Raw genomic sequence first — 16,531 nt, forward strand, 5'->3', positions numbered from 1 at the left:
CTTGAACACTGATGGGCTGAACTGCATGTTAAGGATTAAAAGAGGACGGTTTCTATCGTATCTACATATTTGGCGGAAACCGGTTGCTGATAAATCTCTTCACCCGCTTGAACAAATAAGTGAGCCGCTGCAATTGTTTGCATTTGGGTTCGAATTTTGCTCGCGGAAAGTTTTTCGCCATTATACTGTAAATTCAAAGTGTGTTTTTTCCCCGAAGCGGATTTAAAACCTAATTTTAATGTTTTCATCAGTATCCCTCCTTAATTGTCGGCAAAAATAGTTGAATTGACCGTGATTTCTGCGTTTAAAAACCGACTATGTCCCCGTAATTGATTCAAAGCGGCACCCACTTGTAAAATCTGTTTATCAGTAGGATTTTCAATGGCATGATTGAAACGTTGTTTCACTTCTTGATTATCGTCAGTTTGACCGAAATGGTAATCAATGGTGGTTTTATTCCATGTGCGCGTTTTGTACATTGTGCAAGCCTCCTTAATCTGTAAGTTAAGTACTGGCCAGTTTAAATAACTTACACCCTTAATAACGATTGACCTGCGCTTAACGGAACTAACAATTGATAATTGCCTATAAAAAATGACGCTAATGCGTCATTTTTACAAAGAATATTCAGTTCACTAACACCGCTCATTAATGTAATTCATCGTCAAAATTCGCTCTTGAATAAGCATTATTAAAGCAGGTTCAGATGTTTTTACGGACATCGCAACAGTCCAGTACTGCCCATCAATAACAACAGGTAGTCTAGAAAGCTGATAGCTTTAAGCAAACCACGGTTCCAAAATTTCTAATCGGGGTTGGTCCCAATTAACTTGCGCCAGCACGCCATAAGGCAAGACAGTATGCGGATAGGCGTGCCCAATATTCACATTGTATAAAATCGGGGTTTGGTAAGCTTGGGTTGCGGCCAGTAGTGCCGCTTGATATTCCACTTCGTATTTTTTATTTTGCGGTTTCCCTATTAAAAGACCACGAACTGCTGCTAAAATTCCGGCCTCATCTAATTGCGCTAACATTTGCCGATACAGTTCCGGGCGAGGACAGTCTTCGCTAGTTTCTAGGAAGAGCAATTTATCTTGCAACTCCCCCGGAGACAATAATAAATGATATCGTTGAGCTATAGTCTGGGCCTTGCCTACTAAAGCCCCAGATAAACTATCTAAACAACCACCCCATAAACGACCTTGTGTCTGACCGCGTCCCCGCAATACCTGATAACCATAATCTGGATGACTTATCCGCGGCTGGCCGATGGCGGCCGCCGAAAAATCTGTTCGTTCTTCATACCAGATGGTACTAGGCGGAATAATACTATGCTCCGGATTATGAAACAAACGTTCCCAGGTTTTTTGAGTATATGGCAACATTTGCGTGGCCAACTCTGCTAAATCATTTAAAAAATTCAGACCATAAAAACTTTCCAGTCCCAAGCGATAAAGCATCAAGTGATTGATTGTCGTATCGGAAAAACCGGTAAAGATCTTCGGGTGGGCTCTTACCGCCTGACAAAAAGCCGGATCCTCCATCAAATACGGAATTATCCGATAGGTATCCATCCCGCCAATGGCCGCAACAACTCCTCGGATAGTGGGATCTTGAAAAGCAGTTTTCAAATCGGCTGCCCGCGCTTGGGGATGCGCAGCTAAATATCGGACCCCTCGACAAGCATTGGGCATATAAACAGGCTGTAAGCCTAAAGCTCGCAGGCGTTGTTCCCCCAGATGACGCTGGTGGGCTGTAAAATCTTCGCCTAAAATTCCGGAGGATAAACTGACGATCGCAATACGGTCTCCTTTTTTGAAAGCTGTTGGTTTAATCAGCGCCATGGCAGATCCTTTCTTGCATTTGGAAAATCCAACAAATTGATATAGACTGGATTTATTTTGTCAGATTGTTAGCAAGCTTATTTGACAATTATTCAATCTTACTATGATTCATCCCATAACCTAAATAAATTACTACGCCAATAGCAAACCAAATTAACGAGGCGATCCAAGTTAAAGATTGTAATTGGGTCATTAAACCTAAACACAAGATCAGCGAAATAATTGGCAAAATGGGATAAAAAGGTACTTTGAAGCCATCATTTGGAATATCGGTACGTTTACGTAACGGAATAATACCAAGCGAAACAAAGGAAAAGGCAATCAGAGTCCCGATGTTCACTAACTCGGCTAATTGGTCCAAATTAATGAATCCCCCCAGCAACGAAACAATCAACGTGACTATCCAAAGACTATGATTGGGTAGATGCTGGGCATTTAAGTTGCCTAAAAATTGTGGTAATAATCCATCACGTCCAATCGCATAGACTAAGCGTGAACTACTATAAATCATCGTGACCATCATGGTGAACATCCCGGCCATCGCGCCGATAGAAATCACTCCGGACACAAAATTCAAATGAAATAACTGTAACGCAAAGGCTACCGGATCGGCTACATTTAATTTTGTATAAGGCACCATGCCGGTTAAAACAATCGAAACGGCCATGTATAAAATAGTAGCAATAATTAAAGTCCCAATAATCCCAATTGGTAAATTACGCTGTGGATTTTTCACTTCTGGGGCTGAAGAAGAAACAGCATCGAAACCTAAATAAGCAAAAAATACTGTGGCAGCTCCCGCAACAATGCCCTTACTGCCAAAAGGCGTAAATGGCGTCCAATTGTGAGGCCGGATATAAAACAAACCAACCAGTACAAACAACACAATAATCAATACTTTAACAATAACCATCAAATCATTAATGCGCATCGATGTCTGTAACCCGCGAGACAACATCCAACCAATTAACCAAACCACCAAGACGGCTATTAAATTAACATAAGTGTGCTGTCCCAGATTCAAAGGCCCGGAAATGGCGGCCGGCAAATGCCAGCCAAAACCTTTCAAAAAAGAATTAAAATATGCGGAAAAGCCAACCGAAACTGTGGCGACTGCCAGCATATATTCTAGAACTAAGGCCCAGCCAATTACCCAACCAATAAATTGGCCAAAAATAATGGTGCCATAAGAATAAGCACTCCCAGCGACTGGTAAAGCCGAGGCAAACTCGGCGTAACACATGGCTGCCGTGGCACAAACTAATGCTGCCAACAAAAAACTCAAACTGACACTGGGACCACTTTTGGTCGCCGCAACAGTTCCAGGTAATATAAAAATTCCGGTTCCAATTACTGCCCCAATCCCTAGTGCCATCAAATCCCGAGCTTGTAAAGTTTTTTCAAACCTAACATCGGCTTTTAAGTATTGTTGCACACTAGCTTGACGCGTCATTTTTTTCCAAATATTCATCTAGGTCTATTCTCTCTCATTTAAAATTAATTTTTAAGATAGGTGATTGTTTCCGTGATGTCAACCGTTTAGATATTCTTTTCAGGGATTTACCATCTCTTCAACAAATTATCCCACCTCCATGCATGTGAGTTGCCTAAAATTAAAAATAAATTAAAAAAGGCTTGACTTTCTCACTAGCTTTATATTAAATTGTTAGTATTCAATGACGAGGTGATTAGTATGTTACATAATCAACAACGACAATTGAATAACTGGTATTATAGCTTTCGTCTCTTTTAAAGAGTGTTTGTATCTGAACACAAAGTAAGGTGCAAACACGCAGCATTGGTGTTAGCACCTGCTACAGACGAGAGTCTATTTCGTTGCCCCCTAGGCCTTGCAGGTGAAAGATAATCTGTAAGGTATAAATCTAATTAACTATTATAGCCTGCAGATTAAATCAACTGCAGGCTTTTTATTTTGAGAAAGGATGTTTTTTATGGATTTGACGCAGCAAATGAATCGAAATTTAAAGCATGTTTCGGCGTCACCTATTCTAAGTTTTTCTGATCTGGCTAATAGTATCCCGGGGTCAGTTAAATTTACCTTAGGTGAACCAGATTTTAATACCCCGGAACACATTAAACAAGCCGCAGTAGCGAGCATTCAGGCCAACCACTCCCACTATGCTCCTTCTAACGGTACCCCGGGTTTAAAAAGTGCGATCAGCCAATTTTTAGCCAATAAATATGATCAACATTATGATCCGGATCAAATTATTGTTACCTGCGGTGCCACTGAAGCAATTTATACGACGGTCACTTCCGTCTTAAATCCCGGCGATAAGGTGATTGTGCCTACCCCAACTTTTCCAATGTACATGGCGACAGTTGCGGTGGCCGGTGGTGAAGTCGTTCCGGTTAACACCGCTGCCAATAACTTCAAATTATCCCCGGATTTATTACAAAGTGCTCTGCAACAAGCAGGTGATCGGGTTAAATTGTTGATTTTAAACTATCCCGGCAATCCGACTGGCGTCACTTATACCCAAGCCGAATTAGATGCGTTGGCCGACGTTTTGCGGGACCGTCCAATTTTTGTCATGTGTGATGAAATTTATAGCGAATTAGTTTACAACGATCCTCAAAAGCATCCTTCTTTAGCTCACAGCCTTCCAGAACAAACAATTGTCATCAATGGCGTTTCCAAATCGCATGCAATGACTGGTTGGAGAATTGGTTTTATGTGTGCTTGTCCAGCTATTATTCAAGAATTAGGTAAAATTCACCAATTTACGATTACATCAGCAGCCACAATGACCCAAGATGCTGCCGAAGCTGCTTTAAAGGATGGCCCTGATGATGCCCTGCCGATGCGCGCTGAATACCAAGAGCGGCGCGACTTCATTATTCAGCAGTTAGCTGATATGGATTTCCAATGTGCCCAACCTGATGGCGCCTTTTACGTGTTTGCTAAAATTCCGGCAGACCTAAATCAAAATGACGATGAATTTGCCCATGACTTATTAAAAGCTAATAAAGTAGCCTTAATTCCCGGATCCTACTTTGGACCAGGTGGCGCCGGTTATTTGCGTTTAAGCTATGCTACCAGTATGGCCGAAATTGAACACGGCATGCAATTAATGCACGAATATGTGCAAAATCAACGCAATCAAAATTAAATCAAAATTCAAATTAAATAAGAAAGTAGGTTCTACTAATGAAAATTTTATTACTCTCAGTTCGCGACGATGAAAAACCAGCTATTCAACAATGGCAAGAACGCCATCCCGATATTCAATTAACTAGTGTCGAGGACGAATTACATCCGGATACTGTAGAAAAGGTCCGCGGCTTTGACGGAATAGTCATCCAACAACGCAGCACCGTCGAAGCCAGCATGTACCCGCAATTGCATGACATGGGAATTAAACAAATTACTACGCGCACGGCAGGTTTTGAAACGATTGATTTAGAGGCCGCCCGTGCAAACGACCTCCAAGTCAGCAATGTACCCGCCTACTCACCTCGCTCCGTAGCCGAATTGGCTCTAGCCCATACTATGCGTTTAATCCGAAAGTTAGAATTATTTGATGAACGCTCCGCCGAGCAGGATTTTCGTTGGGGCGGTTTACAAGCCAGTGAAATTCATAGCTTAACAATTGGAATTATTGGTGCGGGACGAATTGGCGGAACAGCCGCGCAATTATTCCATGCGCTTGGTGCTAAAGTAATTGCCTTTGATACCAAGCCTAATCACAAATTAGATGATATTTTGACTTTTAAATCCTTTGAAGAAGTGTTACAAGAAGCAGACGTTATTTCTTTGCATGTAGATTTGAACCCTACTTCTGAAAAATTGATTGACGCGCACGCCTTAAGTTTAATGAAACCTACTGCTTACTTAATTAATGAATGCCGTGGTCCGGTAGTTGATACTCCCGCGTTAATTGACGCATTACAGGAAAAACGCTTAGCAGGTGCTGCTTTAGATACCTTGCCGCATGAAGAAAAATTCTTCAATGTGGACTTGCGCGGCCAAGATTTACCTGATGAAGATCTCATTAAATTACGAGCTTTAGACAACGTCATCCTCACACCCCACGTAGGTTTTTACACCAATATCGCTGTCCAAAATATGGTCGATATTAGCTTAGATGATACGGTAGCCCTAATTAACGGGGAAAAATGTGACCATGTCGTTTCTTAAATTGTCCATAAAAAATATTTTCACTCAGCTGGTAGCTGTCAGAGCTACCAGTTTTTTAGTACCTTCTTCTTGGCGGCAACTGGCAGCAATAGCGAACGGCTATTCTACTCCAAAAACGGCCAAGCCGCTGAAAATGAGAAACCTGTAACTTGTTATCTTCAGTACAAGCTGCTTTCCAGCTGCCCCCACTAATCGACCGACTTCAAGGCCCCTAACATATCGATATGCTTAATTTTTTGAGCCATGAAAGCCATCACAATCATCGAAAAAATAATGGTCATACTACCAGAAACCAAAAAGTTCGTTATCCGCAAAGTTAAATCAACCATTGCAATATCTGGAGGTAAAGTTTGCATAATATAATGATGCAATTCATAACCACCCAGCATTCCCAAGGCGATACTGATCAACGTTAAAATAAATACTTCCCGATAAATATAGAGCACCACTTCCCGTGGATAAAAGCCCAGAACCTTAATCGTCGATATTTCGCGAATCCGCTCAGAAACATTAATATTAGTCAAAGTAAATAAAACCACAAACGCCAGTGCCGAAGCCGCTAAAGTAATAATAATTACTAAATTGTTTAAGCCGTTCAAAATATTATTAATCACTTGTTTCACCGCATTGGATTGTACTACGGTCACAGCTGCCGGTTGGCGATTTAAGCGCCAACTAATTTGATTAATCGCTGCTTCATTGTGCACTTTTAATTGTAATAACTGACCATTACTAGTAGCTGAGTGATGGAAAACGTGCTGATAATATTGCGGCGTTAAATATAGCCAATGGCCGACATACATTTGTGTGATTCCCGCAATTTTCAAACGATATTGTTTTCCCTGCGTATTGCGCAACGTTAAACTTTGCCCGGATTTGAGATGCCACAATTGAGCTAATTTCTCGGAAATAAATGCGCCCGAGTTGGTCAGCTTTTGTGGTTGATGAGTCGTGGGCTTTTGTAAAGTCACAAATTTGTCAAAGTGGCGAGTCGAAAGTGGGACTAATAATGAAACTGGTTGATTATTTATCGCCCGCGGAGGATGCGTCCACACATTTTCAAAATGGATTTCTAATTGCTGCTGGACTGCTCGACTGCTTTGTCCGATCTGGCGATAACGCTGCTGCTGTGGGCGAGAAGCTTGTGGATTATACAAACCAATCACATCATAATGTATTAAAGTTTGGTATTGTTTTTCCACAATTCCGGTCACCGAATCACGAATGCCAAATCCAGTAATTAGCAAAGCCATACAGCCACAAACTCCCAGAATCGTCATTAGTGTCCGCCCTTTATAGCGCACTAAATTGCGCCAAGTGACTTTATAATTGAAGGACAATCGGTTCCATAACCATTGCCAATGCTCCAACCACACTTGGGCTCCCTTGGCTGGTGGTTTGGGTAACATTAAAGTAGCGGGTTTTTCACGTAATTGCCGGCTCGCAGTATAAACTGCTGGTAAAGTTGTGCAAGCTAAAGCGATGCAGCCGGCAATTAGAGTCCACTTTACCGAAAAAGGAGTTTGTAACGCGGGTAAAGTGAAATTGGCCGCATAGGCTAAATAAATTTTGGTCGGCAATAACGTTGTTCCCAACCAAGTACCCAGGATGGTCCCCAGCGTTCCAGCCAGCAATCCATAAATGATAAACACTTTTATACTATCGAATTTTGAATATCCCAAGGCGCGTAAAGTCCCTAATTCAATTCGCTTTTCTTCGGCCATGCGTGCCATGGTAGTGCTGCAAACCAAAATGGCAACCGAAAAAAACAGTATTGGAAAAACATTGGCTAATAAATCGATTCGATGAGCATCTTCGCCCATTTGACTATAACCTTCATTAAAGTCATTGCGACTTTGTAATTGATAAATGATCCGGAGCTGTTTAACTTGTTGTTGGCGTTGTTGAATTTGGCGTTGTTGATGCGCTAATTGTCGACTGGCAGTTATTGCAGCTTTGTGCAAGGTTGGATCTCGTCCAAAGGCTGGCGTTTGCTGGACCATTTGTTGGCGCTGTTGGGCAACTAGAGCTTGAGCTTGTTGAATTCTTTGTCGTTGCTGATGTTGTAACTGGTTTTGACGTTGTTGGGCCCAATGAGTCACCACGGGGGTTAACTGATTGACATCTTGGCGTACCCGTTGTTCATATTGGGGAGCGTAACTTTGCCGCTGCTGGAGACGAAAGTTAATTTTGGCCGTTAAAGGTGCTGTATTTTTAAAGGCTTGTGGAACTACCACCCCGAAAGTTTTTAACTGACCACTACCAGCAGCCGTGGCACCAAAATTATTTTGTTCAATATAATCACTGGAGGTAATAAAACCGACAATTCGCCATTGGTGACGAGATAAATTGGGCAAAGACGTTCGCTGGTGATTATCGACGACACGCAAAGTTTGCCCCAAATGATAATGGCGCTGCTGCGCCTGATCTAAAGCGATTTCATTAATTCGTTGTGGTAATCGGCCTGCAGTTAACCGACTCACTGATAAATGCCGGCGCTGGCTTTCAATACGAATGGCTTGACGCGTGGCAGGGATCACGGCGTCTTGATAAGTACTAAACTCCACTTGCTGGACTGCTGGCAAATGGCGCAACTTTTGTTGTTCACTGTGGGTTAAAGGTACATTACTAGTTAAAACAGCGTCTGCTAATTTATGCTGACGGTAATAAGCATTGGCTGTTTGGCGCATATCACTGCCGGTAACCTTTAATCCAATTAAAACAAACACACCTAAAGCTACTAAAACCACCAATGAAAAAAATCGTGCCCCAGACTTTTGAAATTCCCGTACTAAATTCATTCGTAAACTTTTTTTCATCTTAACATCCTCACCATTCAAGTTGGCGAACAGGAGTGGGCTGATCATTGTATTGGTCTGTCTTTATTTTGCCATCGCTTAATTCTAAAATGTGGTCAGCCATGGGTTTGATTAAAGCATTGTGTGTCACAATAATGACATTTTTATGGGCTTGACGACAATAATCCTGGAGTAATTGTAAAATATTTTTTCCTGTATGGTAATCTAAAGCCCCTGTAGGTTCATCACACAAAAGCAAAGCCGGTTTTTTAGCAATGGCCCGGGCAATCGCCACGCGTTGCTGTTCCCCACCGGATAATTCGGCCGGAAAGTTGCCCGCGCGCTGCTTTAAACCCACAGCTTGTAAAACTTTTGGTGCCGCAAACGCCTCAGGTACGATTTGTGCAGCCAGCTCCACATTTTCTTGTACGGTCAAATTAGGAATTAAATTGTAGAATTGAAAAACAAACCCCACCGCCAAGCGCCGATAAGTGGTCAATTTTTGTGGGGAATAGGCTGAAATTTTATGCCCAGCTACCCAAACCTGCCCACTGGTATTGGTATCCATTCCTCCGAGAATATTTAATAAAGTAGACTTACCGGCACCAGACGCGCCCACAATAATGGTTAATTCTCCAGCTTGTAATTCAAATGACAGCTGATCATTAGCCCGGACTTCTTGCGCCCCACTTTGATAAATCTTGGAACTTTGATCAAACTTAATATAGGCCATCGTTCTTCACCACTTCACTTTTCTCTCAGCATAACCAAAGCCGAACCCTAACGCAAATTATTGTCTCTAAGACCAATAGCGATGTAAGCCTGCCGAAATTAAATAAATTAGAGTTTCAATTGTTGTAATAAAAAATGTTACTGGCAAATTCGTCCAGTAGCCGCATGCCAAACCTAACCAAGTACCCAATAAGGCAAAAATAATACTCCAGGCCATCAAAGCATGGACCGAATGACCCCAAAATTGAGCCGCGGCGGCAGGTAAGGTTAATAAAGCAAAGACTAGCAATGAGCCGACAATTTGCGAAACCACACTGACACTCAAAGACATCATAACTAAAAAGCACAAGCTAATCAGTCCGCCGTGCTGCAGACTGCTTTGAGCTCCTAAAGGATCAAAAAAAGCAAATTTTAAACGTCGATACAACACTAAAATTACCAAAAATTCCACACCGGCAATCAAGATAATTTGATTTACATCATGATGACTAATCCCTACAATACTGCCAAATAAAATATTGGTCGCATAGGCCGTACCGGCCTTGGAAATTGCTAAAAATAAAACTCCTAAACCCATGAAAAAAGCCGAAATTAAACTAATTAAAGTATCTTTAACTGGTTTATCGCGATCCAATGTTCCTGCTGTTAAAGCGCTTAAGACAGTAAATAACAACATGCCGTTTAAAGGAGTCCAGCCTAACCACACCCCAAAACTAGCCCCCGCAAAGCCAATTTCTGATAAGGTATGCGTTAAAAAGGCTAACTGACGCGCTACAATAAAAACCCCCATGATACCACATAAAATTGAAATCACCGTCGCAGCGATCCAGGCATTTTGCATAAACTCATACTGCCACATTATTTTGTACCTCCTGTTAGATCTAATTGCTGGGTGCCATAATGGGCTAAAAGATCCGGATCATGGGAAATAAAAACCACCGTCGTCTGTGCACGATTTAACTCTTGAACTACATCCATCACTTGAAACTTAGCGTGCACATCTAAACTAGCTGTCGGCTCATCTAAAATCAACAATTGGGGTTGATTCACAATGGCTTGTGCCAAATAGACCCGCTGCTTTTCACCACCAGACATGCGTCCTAATCGCGCTTTGCGTTTATCCCAGATCCGGGTAGCTTGTAAAGCTGTCGCTACTTGTTCTTTTTCGGTTTTAGTCAGCCAGGGCTGCCAGTTATGAATGAGTTTTAAAGCTATAAAAGCTTGCGTGGATAAAGGATAATCAGTAGCAATATTGCGAAATTGCGGCATATATCCCATTTGATCTAAAGCTAAGTTGCGGGTAATTTGGCCCGCTGTTGGCTGCATTTGGCCTAAAATCAAGCGAATTAAGGTTGTCTTCCCTGAACCATTAGGGCCTACGATGCAAAAAAAGTCTCCTTGTCGGATTTGAAAGGACACTTCTTGAAAAACTATTTGTTGATCAAATTGCATTCTTAAATTTTGAGCTTGAATTAAAATGGGGGTTTTCATTTTTGAGCCTCACTTTGCAAAACTGCTTGATATTGTTTTTGCATCCACTGCACATAAGTCTGCTGCGCAGGTTGGCTTTCTCTAACTGCAATAATTGGAATTTGGTGGCGGCGCGCTAAGGTTTGCAGATTTTGGACTACAGGATTGGTGGTTTGCTGATTAACCACGAAAAAGGCGATTTGTCGCTGACGAATTTGTTGTTGCAAATGAGCCACATCTTGTGGTGCCGGATCGCGCCCCTCTTCAATCGCTTGAGCAAATTGTGTATTCACTACCTGATATCCCATAGCTTGTAAAGAGTAATCAAACACCGGCTCGCTTACTGCTACTTGCTGTTGGTTGCGGTGAGCTTTAATCTGCTGTAATTGTTTTTTGAGAGGTGCTAGCGATTTAATATATTTTCGAGCTTGGCGTTGGAAATACTCTTTATGCGCCGGTTGTTTTTGTCCCAAAAGCGTGGCCAATTTTAAAGCTGTACGTTCCATGGTCGCCAGTTGATACCAAACATGGGGATTGGACTGCGAAGTATGGGCTAAAGTACTTACATTAATTTGGGACAAGTTTTGCCGATCGTTAATCAATTTTTTCATCCAAGCATCATAGCCCAAACCGTTATATACAGCTATTTGGGCTTGACTCGTTTGCTTCGCTGCTTGTACTGAGGGTTCAAAATCATGCGGATCGGCGGCCGGATTTTTCATTAAAATATCGACGTGTCCATACTTTCCACTCACTTTTTGGGCCAACTCGCCATAAGTCGGAGTGGAAGTAACAATTTTAATTTTGGAACCGGTATTAGCATTCGATGGTTGATGACAACCAGCCATAAGCATAAAAAACATTAATGTTCCTATTAAACTCAGTAAATATTTCCATTTTCGTGGCAATTGACTAATTCCTCAACTAATTCTATAATTTAAATAGTAATTATTACTTTTTAAATAGTAGCATAATTTTTTGAATATGTCTAGATTTTATGGAGGCGGACAATGGAGCAGGTGGATGTCACAGCTGCAATTCACATTTTGCAACAGCATCATTATAAAATCACCAAACAACGTCAAGCTTTACTGGTCTATCTAGCACAACATGCGGATTTTTATATAGCATTAGCAGCAGTAGATCAACATTTGCGTCAACAATTTCCGACAATGAGCTACGATACTATTTATCGCAATGTTAAAGAAATGCAGTCGATTGGAATTGTTGAAACTCAAGTTTTTAAAAATGGCTTACGCGTCAAATACCAATGTGATTTTTCCGGGCCTGAGCATAGTCATTTTATTTGTCAAAACTGTGGTCGCGTCAAAGAAATCGGATTCCCCGATTTTAATTCGATCAAGGATCAACTCCAACACTATCAAGTGACCGCTTACCAAGTTGAAGTTTGGGGAATTTGTGAGAGTTGTTTAAAATAAAAATTTTCTCAGTTATTTGTTCAGGGCCCAGTGCTTGACTTTTTTTAGCAGCCTTTTATGATAAAAGTAGCGAATAATTTATCATTAAAAAGAGAGCCTGTGTGTATGAAAAAATTTACCAAAGCGATGACGCTTTCCCTCGCCTGTCCGGCTCTGCTTACAGCCATCAATATTAATAAAGTGCGCGCTGTAGGTGAGAATCGGGTACCTTCTGATAAAAGCACTAAAGAGTTAACAACTATCCAGCCCATAGCTATCAATTCTTTTAAACAAACTCTCCAGCAATCCGGCACCAGTGGGTGGTTTACTTTTTCTGTGGCAACAAATATTCGCACGGCTCCTAATTTACAAGCACCAGTTGTCGGTCAATATGATCCTGGTGAAGCCGTCTACTATCTCGGCCAATGCCAGGCTGATGGTTATACATGGCTGCGGTACATTGCCATGTCCGGTAAGGAGCGTTATGTCGCTATGATTAGTAATCCAGACAAACAACCAGAGCCTCTCCAAACGCAAACAACCGCGACCGCTGTCCAAAACGTCCAAGCGGCTGATGGTCACTATACTTTTAAAACCACTACCAACATTCACTTAGTTCCTGATCCCCAGTCGAAGGTCGTGGGCCAATATAATGCGGGTGAAGTCGTTCATTATGATGGTATTTTAGAAAAGCATGGTTACTCTTGGTTTCGTTATCGTGCAGCTTCAGGCAAAGTCTGTTATGTTGCTAAAATTAACCCGTTAAAAGTTACGCAAACCCAGCAACAGACTAAATTACCAAGTTATCACCACAGTGGGGTTTTTAAGTTTTTAGTTCCTACGCACATTCGCACAGCTCCCGGCTTAACGGCCAGCATTGTGGGTCAATATGAAGTGGGCGATGAAGTTTATTATGATGGTCAAGTACAAGCTGATGGCTATACCTGGCTACGGTATATTGCGGCTTCAGGCCGTATTTGTTACGTGGCGATGATTATCGATACACAAACTACTGCGGAACAGCGCCTGTCTTCGCCAGTAACTCAAAAGTTAGCCGTAAAGCCCATTCAAGTGACACGTTTTAATAATCAAGTGGTAAAAGAAAAAGGCGCTTATACCTTTACAAGTAATACTAATATTTATACAGCTCCTAGTCGGCACGCAAATATTGTCGGTGCTTATAAAGCCGGTGAAACCGTTTATTATAATGGTAAAGTCCTTGCCGATGGCTTTACTTGGCTCAAATATCAAAGTGTGACCGGACGGACTTGCTATGTAATTGTTGATACTGAAGCCTTGGCTCATCAAAAGGCCAAGTTAGTTAAATCCAATAAAAGCGGTCATTACACCTTTTCGCAAGCAACCAAAATCCGTACCGCTCCTTCCCTTAGTGCTCCGGTAGTCGGTCAATATGAAGCCGGTGAGCATTTAGCTTATAAAGGCAAAGTTACGGCCGATGGTTATACCTGGTTAAGCTACACCTCATTATCAGGACGCACTTGTTATGTAGCACAGCTGTAAGACAACTAACCTGATGTAATTTTTGGCACTAAAATAGCCGATAGCTGCCTATAAAACGCAGCAGATCGGCTATTTTTTATTTTTCAATATAATTGCGCTTAAACCGTTTGCGGCGCTAAGGCTTGTAATGTCGCAATAAAGCGTTGAATTCCTACAGCTAGTTGGGAACGCGGCATCGCATAGTTTAACCGTACAAACAAACCACCTGTTGTGGTCGTGAGGCCAAAGTCGCTATTAGTTTGAGCCACCAGGCCATGATTTACTAGCGCTGTTTGTAATTGGGCTTCAGAAACTTTTAAATAACTGACATCAATCCAAGCCAAGTAAGTCGCCTGGCTGGGAGTCACACGAGCCGCAGTTTGACTTTCAATTTGCTCGGTTAACCATTTAAAATTAGCTCCTAAATAAACCAACAATTGATCTAGCCACGGCTCTGATTGCTGGTAAGCGGCGATCACAGCGGGCACACCAAAGGAATTGGGCAAATCCGGATTGGATTGGTATTCTGCTTGGTCCGCCATCAGTTGGCGATAATGTTCATTTTCCGTATAATAGTAAGCAAATTGCAAGCCCGCTAAATTAAAAGTTTTTGACGGCGACTTAAAAGTAATTAAATGCTGCGTGCAGGCAGGATAAGCTTTAGCCAAAGGTTGATAATGATTCCCTGGTAAAATTAAATCACTATGAATATCATCTGATAAGATAATAACTTGGTGTTGTTCACAGATTTTGGCATATTGTTGTAATTCTGCGGAGGTCCAAACGCGACCGGAAGGATTATGCGGATTACATAAAATGGCCATTTTGACTTGATTATCAACAATTTGTTGTTCAAACAGTTGCCAATCTATCGTAAAGTGCCCGGACTGATTTTTTAAAGGATTACTAATCAGCCGCCGCTGAGCCGCTTCTACGGCAATTTTGAAATGACCATACAAGGGAGTTTGTGTAATAATCGCGTCCTGTTCTTTGGTCAAGGCTTGAATAGCCAAACCTAAACCATTCACAACTCCGGCGCAATAGCCTAAATTAGCAGGATCAATTTCCCATTGATTACGTTTTTGCAACCATTGTGCAATAACTTGCGGAGCTTGCGTCATGTTTGGTTCCGAAGCATACCCATAAATGCCGTGTTGGGCTTGCTGTACAATAGCTGCAATAACTGGTTGCGGCGCTTGAAAATCCATATCCGCAATAGACATCGGTAAAACATCATTGGTCCCTGCGGTTTGGCAAGCACCATCCCATTTGATGCTATAAGTATGATGACGTTCTTGAATTTGATCAAAATCCATAAGTTTACCTCTTTTTTATACAATTTAATCTTTTTTCCAAGTTGTTTGCAAGGGAGTCTTGAAATGAAATCAGTATTGAAAATAAAACCAGTAGTTTACGGAATTATTGCGTTTGCGATTGTAGCGCGGCTAACTTCTTCCACCTCTCCGGCAATTGCTGTGATTCAAAAGGCCTTCCCCCAAGCTAATCACACCGCGGTAGAATCTCTGGCCACAATTGGCGATGCCGCAGCCGTTTTGTCCGCGCTAGTGGTTGGCCAATTATTAGCGCGGTGGTCTTTTAAACAATTAGGACTTATTAGTCTGACCCTCTTAGCCGGCGGTGGCTTATTGCCGTTAATTTGGCACCAATCAGTCACCCAATTGTTAATTTGGGGCTTTTTAGCAGGGTTAGGTACTGGTGGCATTACCACTATTCTGCCTAGTTTACAGTCTTTTAGTTTTCAAGGTGAACAATTGGCCATTATACTAGGCAAAGTCGTAGCCTTAGAAAACGGCTCCTCAATGGTTTTAGTCTTCATTGGCGGTTTACTAGCCAGTCGCAATTGGTTATATAATTATTATATCTTCTTTTTAACTTTCTTAGCGATCATCGTCGTTTGGTTTACGGTTCCTAATCAGCGGCCCCAGTCGCCTTCTAATTCTGCTCCTACCATGCAACAAACTCCAATGTCTGTGATGCGTCCCCGCCAAATACTTATGGTGATTTTTTATATTTTTGTCGCTAGTATTATCGTTTTTTTAGAAGCAACCCTTTATAACAAAAACGCACTCTTTATCAATAATTATCATCTGGGTAGCCCAGCATTGACGGGTCAAATTATGATGTTAGATGGCTTAGCCGCTATTGTCGTCGGTCTTACTATTAAATACTTACGGCGCTGGTTGAAAAAATATTTATTAGTTTTTAGTTTTACTTTAGATGCTTTGGGAGGCCTACTACTTTTGAAGTGGCATAGTGTACTCGGCATTGGCTTAGCCACTTTTTGCATGGGTGCCGGCAGTGCTATTGTCTTGATGACAGTGCCTTACTTGCTTTCTTTATTAGCTTCACCCAAACGTTATCCGCTCATCATGGGCTGTTTTTCAGCGATCACCAGTTTAGGCTTTTCCAGCTCGGCCGTCATCTTTAATAACCTAGTCCCGCTATTTACCAAAAATCTATTAGGTGGAACTTATCTCTTGGTTCTTGTGATTGCGGTAGTGATGATTATTTTATTAACTGGGTTGAATTTAGCACAGTTATCCCGGGATTTTTTGTCAAACTGATTTACAATTGTTTTAAACCATG

Annotated in this window: 15 protein-coding genes; 5 read left to right on the forward strand and 10 right to left on the reverse strand. The window is 41.7% G+C overall.

Annotation, left to right across the window (positions count from 1 at the left end):
• Positions 1-35 precede the first annotated feature (35 nt).
• The 4 genes from JG30_RS06920 to JG30_RS06935 form a co-directional block, all read right to left on the reverse strand.
• Complete coding sequence (locus JG30_RS06920) at positions 36-248, reverse strand: DUF2922 domain-containing protein (RefSeq protein ID WP_046317562.1); 213 nt, start codon at positions 246-248, stop codon at positions 36-38.
• A 12-nt stretch (positions 249-260) separates the two neighbouring features.
• Positions 261-479, reverse strand: coding sequence for a hypothetical protein (locus tag JG30_RS06925; RefSeq protein WP_046317563.1), 219 nt, complete (start codon positions 477-479; stop codon positions 261-263).
• 300 nt (positions 480-779) lie between these two features.
• Positions 780-1,838 carry a S66 family peptidase gene (locus tag JG30_RS06930; RefSeq protein ID WP_046317967.1) on the reverse strand — a complete coding sequence of 353 codons (1,059 nt, stop codon included), beginning with the start codon at positions 1,836-1,838 and terminating at the stop codon, positions 780-782.
• A 94-nt stretch (positions 1,839-1,932) separates the two neighbouring features.
• A complete protein-coding gene (locus JG30_RS06935) occupies positions 1,933-3,315 on the reverse strand; it encodes an amino acid permease (protein ID WP_046317565.1) in 1,383 nt (460 codons plus the stop codon).
• Between the two features lie 481 nt (positions 3,316-3,796).
• On the opposite strand from JG30_RS06935, the gene JG30_RS06940 reads away from it, so the two are divergent.
• Positions 3,797-4,978, forward strand: a complete 1,182-nt coding sequence (locus JG30_RS06940) for an aminotransferase class I/II-fold pyridoxal phosphate-dependent enzyme (protein ID WP_046317566.1) — start codon at positions 3,797-3,799, stop codon at positions 4,976-4,978.
• 38 nt (positions 4,979-5,016) lie between these two features.
• Positions 5,017-6,006: a D-2-hydroxyacid dehydrogenase gene (locus JG30_RS06945; RefSeq protein WP_046317568.1), complete on the forward strand. Its 990-nt coding sequence runs from the start codon at positions 5,017-5,019 to the stop codon at positions 6,004-6,006.
• 188 nt (positions 6,007-6,194) lie between these two features.
• On the opposite strand, the gene JG30_RS06950 is transcribed toward JG30_RS06945, so the two are convergent.
• The 5 genes from JG30_RS06950 to JG30_RS06970 all read right to left on the reverse strand — a co-directional run bounded on the left by JG30_RS06950 (position 6,195) and on the right by JG30_RS06970 (position 11,914).
• Complete coding sequence (locus JG30_RS06950; RefSeq protein ID WP_046317570.1) at positions 6,195-8,825, reverse strand: ABC transporter permease; 2,631 nt, start codon at positions 8,823-8,825, stop codon at positions 6,195-6,197.
• Positions 8,826-8,835: 10 nt separating this feature from the next.
• Positions 8,836-9,537, reverse strand: a complete 702-nt coding sequence (locus JG30_RS06955) for an ABC transporter ATP-binding protein (RefSeq protein WP_046317572.1) — start codon at positions 9,535-9,537, stop codon at positions 8,836-8,838.
• 66 nt (positions 9,538-9,603) lie between these two features.
• Positions 9,604-10,395, reverse strand: a complete 792-nt coding sequence (locus JG30_RS06960) for a metal ABC transporter permease (RefSeq protein ID WP_046317574.1) — start codon at positions 10,393-10,395, stop codon at positions 9,604-9,606.
• Positions 10,395-11,027, reverse strand: coding sequence for a metal ABC transporter ATP-binding protein (locus JG30_RS06965; protein ID WP_046317576.1), 633 nt, complete (start codon positions 11,025-11,027; stop codon positions 10,395-10,397). The genes JG30_RS06960 and JG30_RS06965 overlap by 1 nt, the downstream gene beginning before the upstream one ends.
• Positions 11,024-11,914, reverse strand: coding sequence for a metal ABC transporter solute-binding protein, Zn/Mn family (locus JG30_RS06970; protein ID WP_143443916.1), 891 nt, complete (start codon positions 11,912-11,914; stop codon positions 11,024-11,026). Before JG30_RS06970 ends, JG30_RS06965 begins: the two co-directional genes overlap by 4 nt.
• A gap of 102 nt (positions 11,915-12,016) precedes the next feature.
• Here JG30_RS06970 and JG30_RS06975 point away from each other — a divergent pair, with 102 nt between their 5' ends.
• Both JG30_RS06975 and JG30_RS06980 read left to right on the forward strand, forming a co-directional pair.
• The gene (locus JG30_RS06975) at positions 12,017-12,445 is read left to right on the forward strand and encodes a Fur family transcriptional regulator (RefSeq protein WP_046317578.1); all 429 of its coding nucleotides are present in this window, start codon (positions 12,017-12,019) and stop codon (positions 12,443-12,445) included.
• Positions 12,446-12,550: 105 nt separating this feature from the next.
• Positions 12,551-13,945, forward strand: coding sequence for an SH3 domain-containing protein (locus JG30_RS06980; protein ID WP_052725257.1), 1,395 nt, complete (start codon positions 12,551-12,553; stop codon positions 13,943-13,945).
• Positions 13,946-14,043: 98 nt separating this feature from the next.
• Here JG30_RS06980 and JG30_RS06985 read toward each other — a convergent pair whose 3' ends face one another.
• Positions 14,044-15,240, reverse strand: coding sequence for a MalY/PatB family protein (locus JG30_RS06985; RefSeq protein ID WP_052725258.1), 1,197 nt, complete (start codon positions 15,238-15,240; stop codon positions 14,044-14,046).
• A gap of 63 nt (positions 15,241-15,303) precedes the next feature.
• Between JG30_RS06985 and JG30_RS06990 the strand changes: the two genes are divergently transcribed.
• A complete protein-coding gene (locus JG30_RS06990) occupies positions 15,304-16,509 on the forward strand; it encodes an MFS transporter (protein WP_046317580.1) in 1,206 nt (401 codons plus the stop codon).
• The last annotated feature ends 22 nt before the right edge of the window (positions 16,510-16,531 follow it).

This window comes from Bombilactobacillus mellifer, assembly GCF_000970795.1.
GTDB classification, from domain to species: Bacteria; Bacillota; Bacilli; order Lactobacillales; family Lactobacillaceae; genus Bombilactobacillus; species Bombilactobacillus mellifer.

What these genes read in the sequence shown, in the direction of transcription:
- JG30_RS06940 (WP_046317566.1), top strand. Translation starts at nt 3,797, where the DNA reads ATGGATTTGACGCAGCAAATGAATCGAAATTTAAAGCATGTTTCGGCG.
- JG30_RS06985 (WP_052725258.1), bottom strand. Translation starts at nt 15,240, where the DNA reads ATGGATTTTGATCAAATTCAAGAACGTCATCATACTTATAGCATCAAA.
- JG30_RS06975 (WP_046317578.1), top strand. Translation starts at nt 12,017, where the DNA reads ATGGAGCAGGTGGATGTCACAGCTGCAATTCACATTTTGCAACAGCAT.
- JG30_RS06945 (WP_046317568.1), top strand. Translation starts at nt 5,017, where the DNA reads ATGAAAATTTTATTACTCTCAGTTCGCGACGATGAAAAACCAGCTATT.
- JG30_RS06965 (WP_046317576.1), bottom strand. Translation starts at nt 11,027, where the DNA reads ATGAAAACCCCCATTTTAATTCAAGCTCAAAATTTAAGAATGCAATTT.
- JG30_RS06950 (WP_046317570.1), bottom strand. Translation starts at nt 8,825, where the DNA reads ATGAAAAAAAGTTTACGAATGAATTTAGTACGGGAATTTCAAAAGTCT.
- JG30_RS06955 (WP_046317572.1), bottom strand. Translation starts at nt 9,537, where the DNA reads ATGGCCTATATTAAGTTTGATCAAAGTTCCAAGATTTATCAAAGTGGG.
- JG30_RS06920 (WP_046317562.1), bottom strand. Translation starts at nt 248, where the DNA reads ATGAAAACATTAAAATTAGGTTTTAAATCCGCTTCGGGGAAAAAACAC.
- JG30_RS06935 (WP_046317565.1), bottom strand. Translation starts at nt 3,315, where the DNA reads ATGAATATTTGGAAAAAAATGACGCGTCAAGCTAGTGTGCAACAATAC.
- JG30_RS06990 (WP_046317580.1), top strand. Translation starts at nt 15,304, where the DNA reads ATGAAATCAGTATTGAAAATAAAACCAGTAGTTTACGGAATTATTGCG.
- JG30_RS06980 (WP_052725257.1), top strand. Translation starts at nt 12,551, where the DNA reads ATGAAAAAATTTACCAAAGCGATGACGCTTTCCCTCGCCTGTCCGGCT.
- JG30_RS06960 (WP_046317574.1), bottom strand. Translation starts at nt 10,395, where the DNA reads ATGTGGCAGTATGAGTTTATGCAAAATGCCTGGATCGCTGCGACGGTG.
- JG30_RS06925 (WP_046317563.1), bottom strand. Translation starts at nt 479, where the DNA reads ATGTACAAAACGCGCACATGGAATAAAACCACCATTGATTACCATTTC.